Annotated in this window: 16 protein-coding genes; 13 read left to right on the top strand and 3 right to left on the bottom strand. The window is 35.7% G+C overall.

The features are described 5' to 3' along the window. The first annotated feature begins 94 nt into the window (after positions 1-94). The 10 genes from FTRAC_RS10195 (at position 95) to FTRAC_RS10145 (ending at position 9,766) form a co-directional block, all read left to right on the top strand. Entirely contained in the window at positions 95-817 is a 723-nt protein-coding gene (locus FTRAC_RS10195) for a 1-(5-phosphoribosyl)-5-[(5-phosphoribosylamino)methylideneamino]imidazole-4-carboxamide isomerase (protein ID WP_013454164.1), read from the top strand. 176 nt (positions 818-993) lie between these two features. Beyond that, positions 994-1,845 (top strand): ChaN family lipoprotein, encoded by an 852-nt coding sequence (locus tag FTRAC_RS10190; protein WP_013454163.1) that lies wholly within the window; start codon positions 994-996, stop codon positions 1,843-1,845. Between the two features lie 228 nt (positions 1,846-2,073). Then, positions 2,074-2,946: a DUF808 domain-containing protein gene (locus FTRAC_RS10185; protein ID WP_013454162.1), complete on the top strand. Its 873-nt coding sequence runs from the start codon at positions 2,074-2,076 to the stop codon at positions 2,944-2,946. Positions 2,947-3,227: 281 nt separating this feature from the next. Then, positions 3,228-4,352 carry a glycosyl hydrolase 53 family protein gene (locus tag FTRAC_RS10175; RefSeq protein ID WP_221405898.1) on the top strand — a complete coding sequence of 375 codons (1,125 nt, stop codon included), beginning with the start codon at positions 3,228-3,230 and terminating at the stop codon, positions 4,350-4,352. A 58-nt stretch (positions 4,353-4,410) separates the two neighbouring features. Then, the gene (locus FTRAC_RS10170) at positions 4,411-4,995 is read left to right on the top strand and encodes a Crp/Fnr family transcriptional regulator (protein WP_013454159.1); all 585 of its coding nucleotides are present in this window, start codon (positions 4,411-4,413) and stop codon (positions 4,993-4,995) included. Between the two features lie 59 nt (positions 4,996-5,054). Further along, positions 5,055-5,729, top strand: coding sequence for an MBL fold metallo-hydrolase (locus FTRAC_RS10165; RefSeq protein ID WP_013454158.1), 675 nt, complete (start codon positions 5,055-5,057; stop codon positions 5,727-5,729). A 93-nt stretch (positions 5,730-5,822) separates the two neighbouring features. After that, positions 5,823-6,188 carry a DUF2200 domain-containing protein gene (locus FTRAC_RS10160; RefSeq protein WP_013454157.1) on the top strand — a complete coding sequence of 122 codons (366 nt, stop codon included), beginning with the start codon at positions 5,823-5,825 and terminating at the stop codon, positions 6,186-6,188. A 181-nt stretch (positions 6,189-6,369) separates the two neighbouring features. Then, positions 6,370-7,854, top strand: a complete 1,485-nt coding sequence (locus tag FTRAC_RS10155) for a YfcC family protein (RefSeq protein ID WP_013454156.1) — start codon at positions 6,370-6,372, stop codon at positions 7,852-7,854. A 23-nt stretch (positions 7,855-7,877) separates the two neighbouring features. Then, positions 7,878-9,059 carry a DUF4932 domain-containing protein gene (locus FTRAC_RS10150; protein WP_013454155.1) on the top strand — a complete coding sequence of 394 codons (1,182 nt, stop codon included), beginning with the start codon at positions 7,878-7,880 and terminating at the stop codon, positions 9,057-9,059. A gap of 314 nt (positions 9,060-9,373) precedes the next feature. Next, the gene (locus FTRAC_RS10145) at positions 9,374-9,766 is read left to right on the top strand and encodes a hypothetical protein (RefSeq protein WP_013454154.1); all 393 of its coding nucleotides are present in this window, start codon (positions 9,374-9,376) and stop codon (positions 9,764-9,766) included. Between the two features lie 21 nt (positions 9,767-9,787). On the opposite strand, the gene FTRAC_RS10140 is transcribed toward FTRAC_RS10145, so the two are convergent. Then, entirely contained in the window at positions 9,788-11,329 is a 1,542-nt protein-coding gene (locus tag FTRAC_RS10140) for an MFS transporter (protein ID WP_013454153.1), read from the bottom strand. A gap of 315 nt (positions 11,330-11,644) precedes the next feature. On the opposite strand from FTRAC_RS10140, the gene FTRAC_RS10135 reads away from it, so the two are divergent. Together FTRAC_RS10135 and FTRAC_RS10130 are read left to right on the top strand one after the other, a co-directional pair. Beyond that, positions 11,645-12,088, top strand: a complete 444-nt coding sequence (locus tag FTRAC_RS10135) for a hypothetical protein (RefSeq protein WP_013454151.1) — start codon at positions 11,645-11,647, stop codon at positions 12,086-12,088. 227 nt (positions 12,089-12,315) lie between these two features. After that, positions 12,316-13,044 carry a DUF6090 family protein gene (locus tag FTRAC_RS10130; protein WP_013454150.1) on the top strand — a complete coding sequence of 243 codons (729 nt, stop codon included), beginning with the start codon at positions 12,316-12,318 and terminating at the stop codon, positions 13,042-13,044. Positions 13,045-13,091: 47 nt separating this feature from the next. Here FTRAC_RS10130 and FTRAC_RS10125 read toward each other — a convergent pair whose 3' ends face one another. Next, positions 13,092-14,261 (bottom strand): AIR synthase related protein, encoded by a 1,170-nt coding sequence (locus FTRAC_RS10125; RefSeq protein ID WP_013454149.1) that lies wholly within the window; start codon positions 14,259-14,261, stop codon positions 13,092-13,094. Between the two features lie 677 nt (positions 14,262-14,938). Between FTRAC_RS10125 and FTRAC_RS10120 the strand changes: the two genes are divergently transcribed. Then, complete coding sequence (locus FTRAC_RS10120) at positions 14,939-15,247, top strand: hypothetical protein (RefSeq protein ID WP_013454148.1); 309 nt, start codon at positions 14,939-14,941, stop codon at positions 15,245-15,247. An 80-nt stretch (positions 15,248-15,327) separates the two neighbouring features. On the opposite strand, the gene rocD is transcribed toward FTRAC_RS10120, so the two are convergent. Further along, on the bottom strand, positions 15,328-16,608 hold the full coding sequence (gene rocD / locus FTRAC_RS10115; RefSeq protein ID WP_013454147.1) for an ornithine--oxo-acid transaminase: 1,281 nt from the start codon (positions 16,606-16,608) through the stop codon (positions 15,328-15,330). Positions 16,609-16,687: the final 79 nt, after the last annotated feature.

The raw sequence follows: 16,687 nt of genomic DNA, 5'->3' as shown, positions 1-16,687 counted from the left end.
AAAGCCCTTTAAAGCTTAACTAAATATTAACAGGGCTAAGGCTTGTAGAATCGCCAACTTTTTATAATATCATACTCTTAAAACCATTTTAACTATGATTCAAATTATTCCATCCATCGCCATCAGAGACGGTAAAATTATTAGAGTTGAGGGCGCAGATATTGCTGGTGCTAAAGTGTATGATGATTCGCCAATAGATGTGGCTAGAAAGCTGGAAGATAGTGGTATCAAAGTCGTTCATATAGTAGATTTGGATGGCGCACATAGAGGTTCGCCAGTGAATTATCACATTTTGGAAGCCATTCATGGATACACCGATTTGGAGCTTGATTTCACAGGAGGGATTAATACGGATGGTGATATTAGCAAAGCATACGAATACGGTGCTGACTATATTACAGCAGCCAGTATTGCGGTAGAAAGAAAAGAGCTTTTTGCATCTTGGATTGTGTCTTATGGAAGGGAGAAAATCACTTTGGGAGCTGATGCCCTGAATGGTAAGATTGCCTATAAAGGATGGATGCAAAACACTGATATTGATATTATTGAGCATATCCGTTATTTCTATGATAGAGGCTTAAAATATGTAAAAACTACTGACATCAGCAAAGAAGGTTCTTTGTCAGGTCCAGCATTTGATTTATATCAAAGCATTTTGGATGAATTTCCTGATATATGCGTTTTAGCCAGTGGGGGAGTACGTAATGTGGATGACATTCGTAAGCTAAATGATATGGGTGTTTTTGCCGTAATATTTGGAAAAGCTTATTATGAAGGAAACATCAAAATTGCTGATTTAAAGGAGTTTTTGGTTTAGAATTTACGGAAGTAAATTAGCCTATCTAATTGATTGGAGGGGTATTGTATGCTGCCAAGCGCATTCAATTTAATGTAAAATACAGGCTTGTAATTTAAAATTGGATTTTGTCCATTTCCTTTTAGTCATCAGGGGGGATTTGATTAAGCTGTTACCGTCAATAAAAACACTAATAAATGAAAAGAATTGTAGTCGCTCTAGTTTTACTTTTGTTCGCTGGTAACCTATACAGCCAAAAACCTGCATATTTAATATATAATTCCAAAGGCAAAAAAGTCACTTACAAAAAGATGATTAAGGAACTTGAGGATAAGGATATTGTGCTATTCGGTGAATTACATAATAACCCAATAGCTCACTGGTTGCAATACGAACTTACTCATGATTTGAATGCAAGCCGGAAATTAATTCTTGGTGCTGAGATGCTAGAAGCAGACAATCAAGTGTTACTGAATCAATATCTTAAAGACTCAATTAATTACCAAGCACTAGATTCGCTTGCCCGACTATGGCCTAATTATAAAACGGATTATGCTCCACTAGTTGATTATGCAAAAGATAATCAATTGCCATTTATAGCAACGAATATTCCAAGAAGATATGCTAACAAGGTCTATAAAGGAGGCTTTGAGGTGCTTGACTCCCTCTCAAATCAGGAGAAGGAATGGATAGCTCCTTTACCTATACCCTTTGACAGTGAGCTTAAAACATATAAAAATATACTGGAAATGATGGGCGATCATGGTACTCCAGAATTAGTAAAAGCACAAGCCACAAAGGATGCAACAATGGCACATTTTATTTTAAAGAATTATCAGAAAGAACATTTATTTATACATTATAATGGAGCGTACCACTCAGACAATTATGAAGGGATTTTATGGTATTTAAAAAGAAAAGAACCTAACTTAAAATATGGTACCATCACCACGGTTTCCCAAGAAAACGTGAATAAGTTGCTGAACGAGAATAAAAATATTGCTGATTTTATTATTTGCGTAGATAATAATATGACCACCACTTATTGATCATTTTATTTCTTAAGTGTGCTGGATCGATAAAAGAGGAGTGGCCTGTCATTTTGATGTAATACTCCAAAAGGTCTATGTTTAAAATTAAATTTAGGTAATTCCTTCTAAGTTTATCAGGCATTTATCAAGTATTTTTCAGCTTTTAGACCATACTAAGTCTTAAGCCTTAAAAATCGCTAATTTGTAAAAATACCTTAGTTTTGCCTTTTAAATAGTATACCGCTTATGGCTTCAGGATTTTTTGCCCTTTTTGATGATATCGCCACACTTATGGATGATGTGGCAGCAATGAGTAAAAGCACTACCCAACAAACTGCGGGACTACTGGCTGATGATCTGGCTGTTAATGCAGAAAAGGCTTCTGGATTTGTGGCGGCTAGAGAATTGCCAGTATTATGGGAAATAACAAAAGGCTCATTTCTTAACAAATTGATTATACTGCCCATCGCTTTTCTGTTAAGCGCATATTTACCTGTAGTCATTACGCCCATACTTTTAATTGGTGGTGCTTACTTATCCTTTGAGGGTGTAGAAAAGATTTATGCTTATTTTTTTCATAAAAAAGAGAAAAAGCATCAAAATTTGGAAGCTAAAATGAGCAAGGAAGAAATCTTAGCTTTTGAAAAGAAAAAGATCAAATCTGCTATTTTGGTAGATTTTATCCTTTCCACTGAAATTGTCATGATTGCTTTAGGAAATGTGAAGGATGAGGAGCTTTTGATGCAGATTATTGTGGTGACTATTGTGGCGATCTTAGCTACTGTTGGGGTTTATGGATTGGTTGGCCTGCTGGTACGAATGGATGACTTAGGTCTTGGCCTAATTGCCCGAAGCGATGATAAAACAGACTTCATGGCTAAAATGGGTCGAGCTCTGGTCAAAAGCTTACCCAAAATAATAAGAGGCTTAACAGTTTTGGGTACCATTGCCATGCTGTTGGTTGGTGGAGGGCTTTTCCTTCATAACATAGCGTATTTACATGAACTTCTTCATGCATTGCCTTCCATGTTGGCGGAACTGATTGTAGGGTTATTAGTGGGTGTTATTGCCTTATTGCTCTACGAATTATATAAGCTGGTGAAAGGAGCTTTGAAATAGAAAGTGCTGGCTTTAGTTGATTATTTTTAAAATTATTACTGTAGTCAAAGTACTCTTATGAACTTTTAGCTCCTCTACTCCCTCACTTTCTAATACCGAAAAACTAGCACAGTAGGTCACAATTTCTAGAGCTATGGATGGCATTCTACATGTGAAGAGCAATAAAGATGGATCATTTGCGGTTTTGCCTATCTGAGCTCTGAAAATCATTTTGTGAAATTTTAACTAACTTAATGATGAAATATAGATGTGTAGATACATTTAGTTTAAGATTTAGAAGGATGAAGAAATTTGAAGTAAATCTATTTTTGATAGTCATCGTCATGGTGCTTTTCTTCTCATGCAAAACTGAAAAGGATAATCCCGTAGCAGAATGTGAGAATGAGGAGTTTTTCTGTGAGTTCGACTCCAGGAATTTTGAAATGGGTTTTAGCACTTGGCCCTACGCCTCTACTATAGCATCTGTTGAAAACACTTATGACTTCATTGGAGAAAATGGTGATATCTATTCAGAACATATTGATTCCAATATCCCTTGGAATGCATGGATCAATGATTTGTCCTTACCTGCTGAGTTTACAAATGATATAGCGTCTAGAGCTTCCAAGAAATTAACTAATACCAAACTCACCGTATCGGTAAGTTTGTTGAACAGTTCGAGAAGTGACTTGGCATTTGATTATGACGGGAGCATACCGAATTATACGGCCTTAAATGATAAGGAAATTGAAGATGCTTATTTTCAGCACTTACAATATATAGCTGAGCAATTAAATCCTGATTATCTGTTGTTAGCTATAGAGGTGAACGAATTATTGAAAAATGCCCCTGAAAAATGGGAGGCCTATAAAATACTAATGGCTAAAATTAGACCGAGAATTCAAGAGGAGTTTCCCACCCTGCAAATTTCAGAGTCAATTACTTTGCACAATTTTTACCAGCCAGATGTTCCTAATCCGGATGGTTTTATTGAAGAAATAGCTAATTATGCTAACACTATGGATTTAGTAACGATTAGTTTTTATCCGTTTTTTAAAGGCTTAAAGTCAGAGCAAGACTTTAAGAGAGCATTTGACTTTTTGCACGAAAAAATCAAAAAGCCCATTGCAATAGCAGAAACAAGCCATTTGGCAGAAGATTTATCAGTTGAATCATTGAATCTGTTTATTGCAGGCAATGAATCCGAACAAAATGATTATCTGAAGACATTATTTACGCAGGCGCAAATCCACGATTACGAATATATCATTTGGTGGGCTCACAGAGATTTTGATGCGCTTTGGGAAACATTTCCCGAGGAAGTTAAAGATCTTGGGCGGATATGGAGAGATACTGGATTGTTAGATGAAGATGGAAGAGGAAGGCGCTCATATGAAACCTGGGAATCAGTCTTGAATCCCTTGTAGGAAATGGTGATATTAGCATTTTATGATAGCATTAATAAATCAAATTTGATGGGAAAAAATGAGCCAAGTATTACATAAATATCTATCAAAATTCAATGTTTTGAGTCAGGAAGAGCTAGACTATTCCATTTCACTATTTGAACTGGATAGACTCAAAAAGGGGGATTTTTTTGTTGCAGAGCAATCAATATGCAATCAAATCGGCTTTGTTATAAAAGGAGCAGTACGAAATTTTGCTATTCAACCCGATGGCGAGGAAAATACGACTTGCTTTAAATTTGAGGATCAGTTTATCACTTCTTATGAAAGCTTTAGCCAGAAAAAGCCTTCAAAAATAAGTATTCAAGCTATAGAGGATTGTGAATTACAAGTAATCAATTACAAGCAGTTTCATCAGTTATTGAAAAAAAATCCCGCTTGGCAATCCATTTTAGCATGGGTTATGGAACAAGAATACCTTGAAAAAGAGCAACATCTTAGAACCCTCAATAATAAATCAGCCAAAGAAAAATATCTTCATACCTTAACGCACTCACCTGAAATCATCAAAAGAGTACAAATTGGCTATATTGCTTCTTATTTAGGTGTCACGCATAGAACGTTAAGCAGAGTCAGGAAAGATACTATCTATACAACATCATAGGACAAATGTCCTTTTTGTATCCTAAATGCTGCGGTAGATTTGCATAAAAAGAGAAAAAAATGCAGAAAATCGCAAAGGATGTTTTTCACATTCCATTAATGCCAAGAAACAGTATAAATTGTTACATAATTGAGGGCGTTTTAGTTGACTCAGGTATCCGAACTTCATATAATAAAATTCAAAAAAGCATAAAAGAAGTCTCCATTCATAGTCATGCCTTAACGCATGCCCACCCAGATCATCAAGGGTGTAGTGATCTGATTTGCAAAAAGCATTGGGTGCCATTATTGTGTCATGAAAAGGAAGTTGTCAGAACAGAAACCGGTTTAGTTACCAGTGAATATCCATCGAATAAAAGTATTATTGCTCGATTTCAACAAAGATATTGGGCAGGATCCGGTCATATAGTAACTAAAACATTGAAAAATGGGGACTCCGTTGAAGGCTTTAAAGTAATTGAAACACCAGGCCATTCCTCTGGACACATTTCTTTTTTTAGAGAAAGGGATGGGGTGTTGATATTAGGAGATGTAGCAACAAATATGAACTTATTGACTACTATTTCAGGATTGTATCTTCCACCAGCCATATTCACTTCAGACAAAGAAGAAAACATCAATTCTTTAAAGGAGTTATCGAAGTTAAATCCTCGGATTATTTGCTTTGGCCATGGACCAGTATTGAAAAATAATGATAATTCTTTTGAGAAATTTGTCGATAAAGTCAGCGTGTAATTGGTGCCATTTTAAAGGAGACATCAAGTAAATTATAGCTAAATTTATTAACTTGAAATAATAACAATTGATAATTTTATATAATAGCCTCTGATGAAAACCACACACAAACACGATGAAAGAATAGCTCAAATGACCTTCGTTTCGGTTTATCCACATTATGTCTCCAAGGTGGAGAAAAAAGGCAGAACAACAGCAGAATTACATCAAGTCATTGAGTGGTTAACGGGCTTTGATGAAAGCTTGCAGCAAAAACTCATGGAAGAGAAAGTGACTTTTGAAGAGTTTTTCCAAAGAGCTGATTTAAATCCTAATGCTAGGTTGATTACAGGAGTAATATGCGGCTACAGAGTGGAGGAAATTGAAAATAGGATAACACAGCAAGTGCGCTACCTTGATAAATTAGTAGATGAATTAGCAAAAGGAAAGAAGATGGAGAAGATTTTACGGGGAGAGTAGCTGGAACAAATGAATAATAGATACAAAGGTTGAATTATTGTGAATACTCTTATATTTGTTTTTCACTAATCGCAAAGCTTAATGAAATCGACATTAAAAATTCAGCTTCCAATTTTACACAAATCGAAGAAGAATTTTTAATCAAAGATTCCATGTGGCTAAAATAAACAATAAGATACAGATGAAATTCCCTGCGGCACAAAGTATTCTTTTAATCATTGCAGCATTAGTCACTATATTAACCTGGCTAATTCCAGCTGGCAGTTATGATTCATTGAGTTATGATACAGCTTCAGATCAATTTAGCATAAATAGTCAAGATTCAAGTTATATTTTGCCCGCCAGCCAATCGAGTTTAGAAGACATAAACATTAAGATTCCTTTAGAGAAATTCACAAGTGGGGCAATTTATAAACCTATCAGTATTCCCAACACTTATCAGCAACTTCCCTCCGAGCCGCAAGGAGCGATCGACTTTCTATCTGCTCCTATAAAAGGAATTATTGAAGCAGCAGATATCATATTCCTGGTTTTGATTATTGGTGGGATGATCGGCATCATGAATACAACAGGAGCATTTAATGCAGGAATGAGTTGGTTGTCGAAAGCATTAAAGGGAAGGGAGTTTTTATTAATCATTTTCACAACTTTATTGATTTCATTGGGAGGAAGCACATTTGGATTAGCAGAAGAAACTTTGGCCTTTTATCCCATATTGATTCCAATTTTCATAGCAGCAGGGTATGATTCTATGGTTGGACTCGCCAGTATTTTCTTAGGCTCTGCTATTGGCGTAATGTGCAGCACAGTAAATCCCTTTGCCACGATCATCGCATCCGATGCAGCAGGCATTAGCTGGACGAGTGGTTTAGATGGGCGAATGGCCATTTATGTGATTTGTATGTCGGTCACTATTATTTATATCCTACTTTATGCTAGAAAGGTAAAGAGGAATCCAGCAAAATCATTGGTGGATGCTGAGGCTACCAAATCTTTAAGTTACATTAATGAAGCCAGCAAAGACAATGAAATTCCTTTAACATTAAGATTGCGTGCAATTCTGCTGGTTTTCACTGCTTGTTTCATCATTATGATAATGGGAGTTTCGCAATGGGATTGGTGGTTTGTGGAAATGACCACGGTCTTTTTTGCAGGGTCAATTGTAATCGGATTTATAGCCAAAATGAAAGAAAGTGCATTTATCAATTCTTTCATACAAGGTGCTGGCGACTTGCTTGGCGTGGCTTTCATTATAGGACTTGCGAGAGGCATTACAATCCTGATGAATGATGGATTAATAAGTGATAGCATTTTATTTTATGCAAGTGAATTTACAACTGGGATGAATAAAGGCGTTTTCGTAAATGTGCTCTTCTTTATTTATCAAGGCTTGACTTTTTTCATCCCATCCAGTTCAGGAATGGCAGTATTAACTATGCCAATCCTATCCCCACTTGCTGACAATGTGAATATAGGTCGTGAAGTAATAGTAAATGCCTATCAATTGGGAAATGGCTTGTTTAACAGCATTAGCCCAACTGGATTGGTTTTGGCGTCATTAGGATTGGTCAAGATTGGATATGAAAAATACCTAAAATTTATGTTACCTCTATATGCGATACTGGCCCTAATTGGTATGGTGTTTTTAACTATTTTGAGTTATTAGGTTTATTGATTTCAAAAACAAAAATGAACAAAAAGGTACAAACATATACAGGCTGGTTGTTGCTAGGGCTTTTATTGATAGCAGTTATAATGGGTATAGCTTATTTGGTGAATCCAAAATATGTTAAAGATAAGGCTTTCAACTTATTTTACCCTCCAATAGAAATAAGTGAGAAATATAGAGGTAAAATTGTGGTGGAGGTTCCTGAAGTTTATGAGCTTTTGCAGATAGCTTGTAGTTTAACGGGATCGTTTCAGGATGATTCTAATTTACTTAGAAAAAATAGTGACTACTACGGTGATGTTTACAAGTATTTCAAAAATTTTGAAAATCATCAGTTAGTGCTCACCATCAATGATTACTTTACAAAATATGGAATAGCAAGAAGTCAACACGCTATACGTTTAAATTCTTTAAACTATACTTTAGACAGTAATTATATTGTGAATTTAAAGAAGTTTGTTATTCCGCTTTCGAATCGAGATCCTGATAAAAAATTTATAATATCGAATCATATAGATTTAATTGAGGATTTTGCAAGACAATCAGATTTTAAAGATTTTTATGAAAAGCATAATAGCTACTACGAGAAGCTAATTAATAACTATTTTGAGTTTTGCGATTTTCAAGGTATGAAAACTTGGTTAGAAAATAAGTTTTCATCTAAGTATCAGTCCTATCGGATTATTTTTTCGCCATTAACTGGTGGATTCCATAGTACTAGTAGATTCAAACGTACGAATCAAACTTTAATGTTTGTAAGTGCTCCGAGGGAAAATATTGATAGCTTGTCTTCAGAAGAATTTGAAATTGTATCCAGCCGTTCTTCAAGAGTAGTTTTCACAGAAATCGATCATAATTATGTCAATCCTGTTACTGACCAATTTTTAGAAGAGTTAGAATCGGACATGACCAATTACAAAGATTGGAATGGTCAAAACGGTGGGTCTTATCAATCGAAGTATAAGACTTTTAATGAATATATGACTTGGGGCATATTTAATTTATATGCGTTAGATACCTACAGCGAGGAAAATGTTGAGGAAATCATTAAGTATCAAACTGACTTCATCACCGATACACGTAAATTCATACGATTCAGAGAATTTAACGAAGAGTTAATTAGGCTATATAAAAGCAAAGGTAAACCGAAAATTGAGGAGCTGTATGAGCCTATTTTTGAATGGATGAAAAAGCAGTCGTAGTGTGTTGGAAATCTTAGTGATTCACTATTCTTTTTCGCAAATTATCGATCCTGGCGATTTTCTTTCTTAAGGTTCAGATACTGCTATCAGTTTCAGTTTTTATGAAGTGTAATTTTGCAATTTTATTCATCAATTAAATTATCTTTAGTAAGAATTTGACGGACTTGTAGTGACTAAAAGGAAGCTTGGAATAACTTTTCGGATGATGCAAAAGGTTGAGGTTGAACTGAATAAGCACAGGTACTGTGGATGAATATGTTGGCTTTAAATGCCTGGAAATCTGTAGTAATTGATGAAACTTAGACTAGACGGAAATGATCAGCAAGAAACTTATTCCTCCTAGGAAAATATTTATTATTGATGCCATAGGTGCATTATTGACGGCTACAACTCTTGCAGTTTTCGTAAAATTTCAGGAATTCATTGGAATGCCTACTGAAATATTAATGGCCTTGTCTTTACTTGCTGTAGTGTTTTTTGTTTACTCATTAGGATGTCACCTATTTTTAAAGGCACCCAAAAGTACTTTTCTACGAGTTATTGCTTTTGGTAATCTTTTTTACACAATATTGACCTCTATACTGGTTTTCATCTTCTTTTCACAGTTAGAACTACTTGGCAGACTCTATTTTATTGCAGAAGCAATTGTATTAATCTTCTTGGTGATAACTGAATTTTCTATAGCAAAAGATATTGTAAAAAATTAGAATTTATAAGTGATTGAAATTCTATTTAGAACGGCTCTTTAACATAAAAACAGCAAATGCTGCTGCAAGAATAGCCATTGCGGCTGAAATATAGCATACCCATCTATAGGTGGAAATGAAACTAGTAGTGTAGATTTGTTGAACATCTCTAATATGTTCGGAAGGAACATTGGACGGCACCTGCGCTTCTCCAAAATTGATAGACTCTTGAATAATGCTGTTTGATAGTGGACTAGAAAGTTGAAGCGTTTCAACTTGATTACTTACTAAGACAGTGAAAATGAACACAGCCCCAGCACCTAAAATAGCATTAATTACGGTTCCAGAAATTCTGGTTATACTGTTATTGACTCCAGACGCAATTCCAGCCTGATCATTTCCTATGGATAGCATTACGGTTGAAGTCAGTGGAACTACTGTAATTGACATTCCTAACCCAAAAAGCAAAATACCCGGGAAAAAACTAGTCCAGAAATCTTCGATACCGCTGGTTTTCCCCACTAAACCCAGCATTACAAAACCTATCGCAGTCACAAGTGGGCCAACAATCAAGAAATTACGAGAGCCCCATTTGTCAGAAAGTGCACCAACTTTTCTTGCAATTAAAGCCATCAATAGTGTAAAGGGGAGAAAAGTAAGGCCAGCTTGCATTTGTGTATAGCCTTGTATCTGAATCATATTGAGGGACAGAAAAAGCATCACTGCACTAAGTCCCGCATAGAGAAAAAAGGTTAGGAGATTTACTCCCGAAAAAGTCAAATTTTTGAAAATTTCAAGCGGCATCATCGGAGCCTCTACTTTCTTTTCCACATAAAGGAATGCGCCAAATGAAACTATACCTATTAATAGTGGCAGGTATGACCGAATATTTGAAATACCTAATTCAGGAATATTGAGAAACCCAAAAGTGAAGGTTGCTAAGCTAAAAGCTAGAAAAAATGCTCCTTTCCAATCAATGCGATGTTTGTTTTCTGGCGCCTTGCTTTCTGGCACCTTCAGAAACAGCATTATCACAGTGATGATACCTAGCGGAACGTTAATAAAAAATATTAGTCGCCATAAACCGATATCGGCAAGTGCCCCACCCAATATTGGGCCACCCATAGTGACTAATACAGTTGCGGCTGACCAAGTGCCGATGGCCTTTCCTTTTTCTTGATCTGAAAAAGTAGCCGATATAATAGCCAAACTGCCGGGAATCATCAAAGCACCACCAGTTCCTTGCAGTATCCTAAACCAAATCAGCTGGTTAATTGTGGTGGCAAGTCCACATAAAATGGAGGCCGCTATAAAAAGTATAATACCCCATTGAAATATCTTTACCCTACCTAATTTGTCGCCTAAGCTACCACCAACAATAATCAAGGATGAAAGCATTACTAAGTAACTGTTTAGTACCCAGAATAAGTCAGTGCCTGTAGCTTCCAAATCTTCTTGGAGAGAAGGCAACACTACATTAAGTGCAGAGGTATCGATGAATGCCATTGAACTTGCAATGATACAAGCAGCGAGGGTCCATTTTCCCGTAGTGCTGCTTAATTGATAGTGATGTTGCTTAGCCATGTTAGCATTTTTTTTAAAGTAAGGTAACCATATTTAGCGACTTTTGATTTTCTCTCATCAGTCGGTAGCATATTCGTTTTATATTTTGATAAACTCGAAATAATAAAGAAAATAAAATAAAAGTAGAGCTTATAAGAAGTACTAAAATTCCTTTTTTAATAATTCTATTTCAAAAGATGAAGCGTACATTTGCACCAGAATCATTCATTCTTAAGACTCTTCTTCACTTTGGGAAATTTACACGTTCGAAATAAAATCTGCACGCTTCAATCTCTGAAGTACTTAAAAAGAAATCTCTTCCTTTTGCCTTTTTTAATGCTTTTTTCTATCCCAATAGCTTATTATGTTAAAGGATTTAGTTTAGAGATGTCTGTAAAAGTGGGTCCCTTGTTCAATTTAGGTGCTTTTGTGCTTTTGGGCTGTATCCCAACCTTGATTATACATAGCTCACACTACTGGAGAAATAAAAACCTTAAGCTTTATATAGATGAGGATAATGGGCTCATTACTATAGATCAAGAGCAGAAGCTTCAATATGATCTTGCTTCATTAGAATGTACAGAACATTTAGCACTTTCAAAGAAACGTAATGAGGATGGCAAATTTAGAATCATCACTCCTTGGTCAAATTATTCCTATATTAAAATTAAGACAAGAGACCAAAAGGTGTATAAAATTAGCTCAACCGTCATCAATAGCGAAGATTTCCCAGTAGAGCTTACCGAAAAGAAATATACTTTCTGGCCGACTCTTTTTTAGCTCCAGTCCACAGAAATTATATGAGAACTTAGCAATAGAATTACTTACAAAGAAAAAGTGGTCAGACAGCAAGTTGATTTAAATTGTTAATCCTGAAACTTTACGTTAATGGTAATTAGATTCTCCTTGCTGAATATTCGCCAGCAGTTGTTTTTGCAATTTCTTGAGATAGTATTAAATTGTTTGGAGACAGGAATCAAAAAACATCTGGGGTTAACTCTGATTGTATGAAGCTTTTTAACAAATTCAGAAGACAAATTATCGGTAACAATAAAATCAGAAACTATATCTTCTATGCAATTGGTGAGATTGTTTTAGTGGTCTTAGGGATACTAATCGCTGTAAAAATTAATAATCTGAATGAAGAACAAAAGCAAGCCGAATTAAGAGATAGTATATTGGAAGAGATGCAATTGAATCTCAAGGAGGATATAGAAGATATGAGTGCTAACGAGGAAATTCATCAGCGTGCTATCAATTCAGCTGAAGTAATATTAAAGGCATTTGATGAAAAAATTCCGGTAAGTGATAGCATGTATTTCCATTTTGGGAAGGTAATTGTAACCCCACAATTTTTACCCACTAAGTCAGCATACAATAACCTTGTTGATGTAGGGGTACGAATTCTTGAAAATGACAGCCTTAGAGGCCAGCTTACTGAGCTTTACGAAAATCATTATGTGTTCTTGAAAAGACTTGCTGATTCAGAATGGGACACTTCCATTGAAGATTATAATACTATTTATCGTGAAAAATTCAGTAAATCCGAATACAGGTATTTGCCCAAAATGATTCCTGAAAATTATAAGGATTTACAGTCAGATCTATATTATCAAAATTATTTGCATAACCGAATAGGATTGTTGAAATTACTAATCGAAGAATATGCTGTGAATGTGGAGCGGGCTCAAAAGCTTATTTCACACATTGACGAAGAATTAGCTAAAGGAAATTAAGCTTTTTCATATCAGTTAAATCAGATCATTCGGTAAAACTGATATGACTAATCTTTGTATTCAAACTCCCCATGCTCACTTTTCACCGTAACCTGCTTTTGTTCTGAAGCTTCGACTCTACCGATGATCTGAGCATCTATATTAAATGATTTAGAGATGTCGATGATAGATAGAGCATCCTTTTCTTCCACATAAAGCTCCATTCGATGCCCCATATTGAAAACTTTATACATTTCTTTCCAGTCTGTTCCTGACTCTTCTTGGATCATTCTGAAAAGAGGAGGTGTTGGAAATAAATTATCTTTTATAATATGCAATCCTTCCACAAAATGAAGCACTTTGGTTTGGGCCCCGCCACTGCAATGCACCATTCCGGCTACTTTTCCAGGTAATTCTTCCAATACTTTTTTGATAACGGGAGCATAAGTCCGGGTAGGGGATAAAACCAATTTACCAGCATCCAAATCTACTTCTGCTACTTTATCGGTTAATTTTTTAGAACCGGTATAGATTAAATTATCCGGAACAGAAGGATCAAAGCTTTCTGGATATTTTGCCATCAATTCCTTGCTGAATACATCATGACGTGCTGAAGTTAAGCCGTTGCTTCCCATTCCGCCATTGTACTCATTTTCATAAGTAGCTTGTCCATAAGAAGCCAAACCTACTACCACATGTCCGGCTTTAATATTATCATTTGAAATCACTTCTGATCTCTTCATTCGAGCAGTAACGGTACTATCTACGATGATGGTCCTTACCAAATCACCCACATCAGCTGTTTCACCACCCGTACTGATGATGTTCACGCCATTATCTCTCAGCATTTGCAAGACTTCTTCCGTACCATTAATAATAGCAGAAATCACTTCACCCGGAATCAAGTTTTTATTCCTACCAATAGTAGATGAAAGCAAAATTTTATCGGTACAGCCCACACAAAGTAAGTCATCAATATTCATGATGATAGCATCTTGCGCTATGCCTTTCCAAACAGAAATATCGCCAGTTTCTTTCCAATACATATAAGCCAATGAAGATTTAGTACCGGCTCCATCCGCATGCATAATGGTACAAAACTCCTCATCACCCGTTAGGTGATCAGGCACGATTTTGCAAAAGGCCTGCGGAAAAAGTCCTTTGTCAAGGTTTTTGATCGCATTGTGAACATCTTCTTTGGAGGCAGAAACTCCGCGTTGGTTATATCTATCGGACATGATTCTAAATTTTGCTCAAAATTAAGGGGATTGGAGAAAGTAAACTAATTTTTGGTCATAAGAATATGTCTCATCACTTTTTAGCTCAGTCAGCACGATTTTGAAAGGAGGAAAAGCAGCGCTAAAGCCAAACCCTTATCTTTAAAAGCATATTGTTTGGTATTTTGTGCCAAACCTGATGGGATTTCAATTGACGGTTCGCTTGCTTCAAAATTTAAACTAAGATCGTCCAGATCATTATCAAGGTTCGACATCCTCTTTACACACAACCAACAAAATGGTTAGTGAAAAAGCAAAGGCAAATAACAGTGCGAGATGAAAAATGAATTTATTTTAATATATAATTAGTACTATGCTATAAATAGACAGTTTTTTGAAACGAGTTATAAAACCGTTATGATAAAGTTAACAGATTCCCATTTATGTTGCAGCGGTTTAACTTTCTAAGGTCTAGAATTAAGCTATTAATTGAATGACGTATTCGGCAATTTTCGAATATAACATACATAGCAGCAATCCAAACATTATTTTGGAATGATGATTTTCGTACAGAAATGAGTGTTTTAATACAAAATTTCTCCTTTTAAATTACTTCATATGTAATTAAAGCAATAGCTTTCAAACTTGCATAAGCCAATATTTTTAAGCTATTTCAAAGCTTTTAAATTATTAAGTGTATGATCAAAAGTATTAAGAAAAGTGTTCAAGGTTTTATTACTTCATTAAAGCCAACATATGCTGTTGAAGTAGATTTGTATCACGTTATCCCTGGGGTACCTGTGAAATCTAACAAGGAGCGCCATGATTTTGACAAGGGAGAATTTCAACAGGCCAAAACTTTTTTTGATGGAGCTGTTGTCAAGACTTCTGATCTAAAGCTAGCTCCTGCTGAAATAAAATTAATAAAAGGAAAGAAGAAGGTATTAGAATTTAAGCATTTTGGCCCTGTAAATGATATTAGGCCGTCAAAAGGTAAAAGAAGATAATATTTTCAATTACTTATTGGGTAAAAAGGGTGTCTCGACTTTTCGGACACCCTCTCTTTTTAAGATTGATCTAAATGGGTTTATTTCTTTTTAAACTCACTTATTGTTTTCTCAATAATATCGCAACATTCATTGATTTGCTCTTCAGTGATCACTAATGGTGGAGCAAACCGTATGATGTTGCCGTGGGTTGGTTTTGCCAACAAGCCATTTTCTTTTAAAGCCATACAAATATCCCAGGCAGTTGAGCTGTCCGGAGAATCATTAACTACTATGGCATTTAATAGACCTTTTCCTCTTACTAAGCTCACAAATTCAGATTTGTCAACAAACTTCTGCATTCTGTCTCTGAAAAGCTGTCCTAATTTACGAGCATTTTGAGCTAATTTCTCGTCTTTTACTACTTCCAAAGCAGTTAATGCAACGGCAGCACCTAATGGATTTCCTCCAAAGGTGGAACCGTGAGTTCCTGGAGTTAATACTTCCATGATGTGATCATTGGCTAAAACTGCAGAAACAGGATAGAAACCTCCAGAAAGTGCTTTTCCCAATATCAAAATATCAGGTTCCACATAAGTAGATTGCTTTTCACAATGTCCTTCGCAAGTACAATCACCACAAACAGCCAATAAGCTACCAGTTCTGGCAATTCCAGTTTGGATTTCATCAGCTATGAATAAAACATTGTGTTTTTTACAGATTTCTTTGCATTTCTTTAAATAGTCAGTGTCAGGTCTATAAACGCCTGCCTCGCCTTGAATTGGCTCAACCAAGAATCCAACGATATTATCTTCTCCTTGTAGAATCTTATCTAAAGCTTCAGTGTCGTTATAAGGTATTTTTATAAAGCCAGGAGTATAAGGCCCAAAGTTCTTTTTGGCAGTTTCATCACTGGAAAATGAAATAACGGTAGTAGTTCTTCCGTGGAAATTTTGTTCAGCAACTATTACTTTCCCTGCATTTGCAGCCACTCCATTTTTTTCAGTCGCCCATTTTCTGGCAATTTTCAATGCTGACTCCACTGCTTCAGCACCAGAATTCATGGCTAATACCTTATCGAAACCGAAATACTCCGTAATATATTTTTCAAATGGACCTAATATATTGTTATGAAAAGCCCTTGAGGTTAAAGTCAAAGTCTCTGCTTGCTTTTTAAGGGTTTCTAAAATTCTCGGATGGCTGTGTCCTTGATTAACTGCACTGTATGAAGATAAAAAGTCATAATATTTTTTTCCTTCTACATCCCAAAGGAAAACACCATCTCCCTTGGCTAATACAGCAGGTAGGGGGTGATAATTATGAGCTCCGTGCTTGTTTTCCATGTCAATGGCCTGTTGACTGTTCTTGATTTCTTCAATCATAGCTTTAATGTTTAAAAATTCGTAAATTGCACTCTCTTAAAATGTAAATCTAACAAAACAGGACGGCAATCCCTTGGAA

Source organism: Marivirga tractuosa DSM 4126 (assembly GCF_000183425.1).
In the GTDB taxonomy this organism is placed as follows: Bacteria; Bacteroidota; Bacteroidia; order Cytophagales; family Cyclobacteriaceae; genus Marivirga; species Marivirga tractuosa.
This window is presented reverse-complemented; position numbering and strand designations above follow the sequence as displayed.

Bases quoted from the DNA above. Each gene is read 5' to 3' on its own strand.
- FTRAC_RS10195 (WP_013454164.1), top strand. From the start codon at position 95: ATGATTCAAATTATTCCATCCATCGCCATCAGAGACGGTAAAATTATT.
- FTRAC_RS10190 (WP_013454163.1), top strand. From the start codon at position 994: ATGAAAAGAATTGTAGTCGCTCTAGTTTTACTTTTGTTCGCTGGTAAC.
- FTRAC_RS10185 (WP_013454162.1), top strand. From the start codon at position 2,074: ATGGCTTCAGGATTTTTTGCCCTTTTTGATGATATCGCCACACTTATG.
- FTRAC_RS10175 (WP_221405898.1), top strand. From the start codon at position 3,228: ATGAAGAAATTTGAAGTAAATCTATTTTTGATAGTCATCGTCATGGTG.
- FTRAC_RS10170 (WP_013454159.1), top strand. From the start codon at position 4,411: ATGAGCCAAGTATTACATAAATATCTATCAAAATTCAATGTTTTGAGT.
- FTRAC_RS10165 (WP_013454158.1), top strand. From the start codon at position 5,055: ATGCAGAAAATCGCAAAGGATGTTTTTCACATTCCATTAATGCCAAGA.
- FTRAC_RS10160 (WP_013454157.1), top strand. From the start codon at position 5,823: ATGAAAACCACACACAAACACGATGAAAGAATAGCTCAAATGACCTTC.
- FTRAC_RS10155 (WP_013454156.1), top strand. From the start codon at position 6,370: ATGAAATTCCCTGCGGCACAAAGTATTCTTTTAATCATTGCAGCATTA.
- FTRAC_RS10150 (WP_013454155.1), top strand. From the start codon at position 7,878: ATGAACAAAAAGGTACAAACATATACAGGCTGGTTGTTGCTAGGGCTT.
- FTRAC_RS10145 (WP_013454154.1), top strand. From the start codon at position 9,374: ATGATCAGCAAGAAACTTATTCCTCCTAGGAAAATATTTATTATTGAT.
- FTRAC_RS10140 (WP_013454153.1), bottom strand. From the start codon at position 11,329: ATGGCTAAGCAACATCACTATCAATTAAGCAGCACTACGGGAAAATGG.
- FTRAC_RS10135 (WP_013454151.1), top strand. From the start codon at position 11,645: ATGCTTTTTTCTATCCCAATAGCTTATTATGTTAAAGGATTTAGTTTA.
- FTRAC_RS10130 (WP_013454150.1), top strand. From the start codon at position 12,316: ATGAAGCTTTTTAACAAATTCAGAAGACAAATTATCGGTAACAATAAA.
- FTRAC_RS10125 (WP_013454149.1), bottom strand. From the start codon at position 14,261: ATGTCCGATAGATATAACCAACGCGGAGTTTCTGCCTCCAAAGAAGAT.
- FTRAC_RS10120 (WP_013454148.1), top strand. From the start codon at position 14,939: ATGATCAAAAGTATTAAGAAAAGTGTTCAAGGTTTTATTACTTCATTA.
- rocD (WP_013454147.1), bottom strand. From the start codon at position 16,608: ATGATTGAAGAAATCAAGAACAGTCAACAGGCCATTGACATGGAAAAC.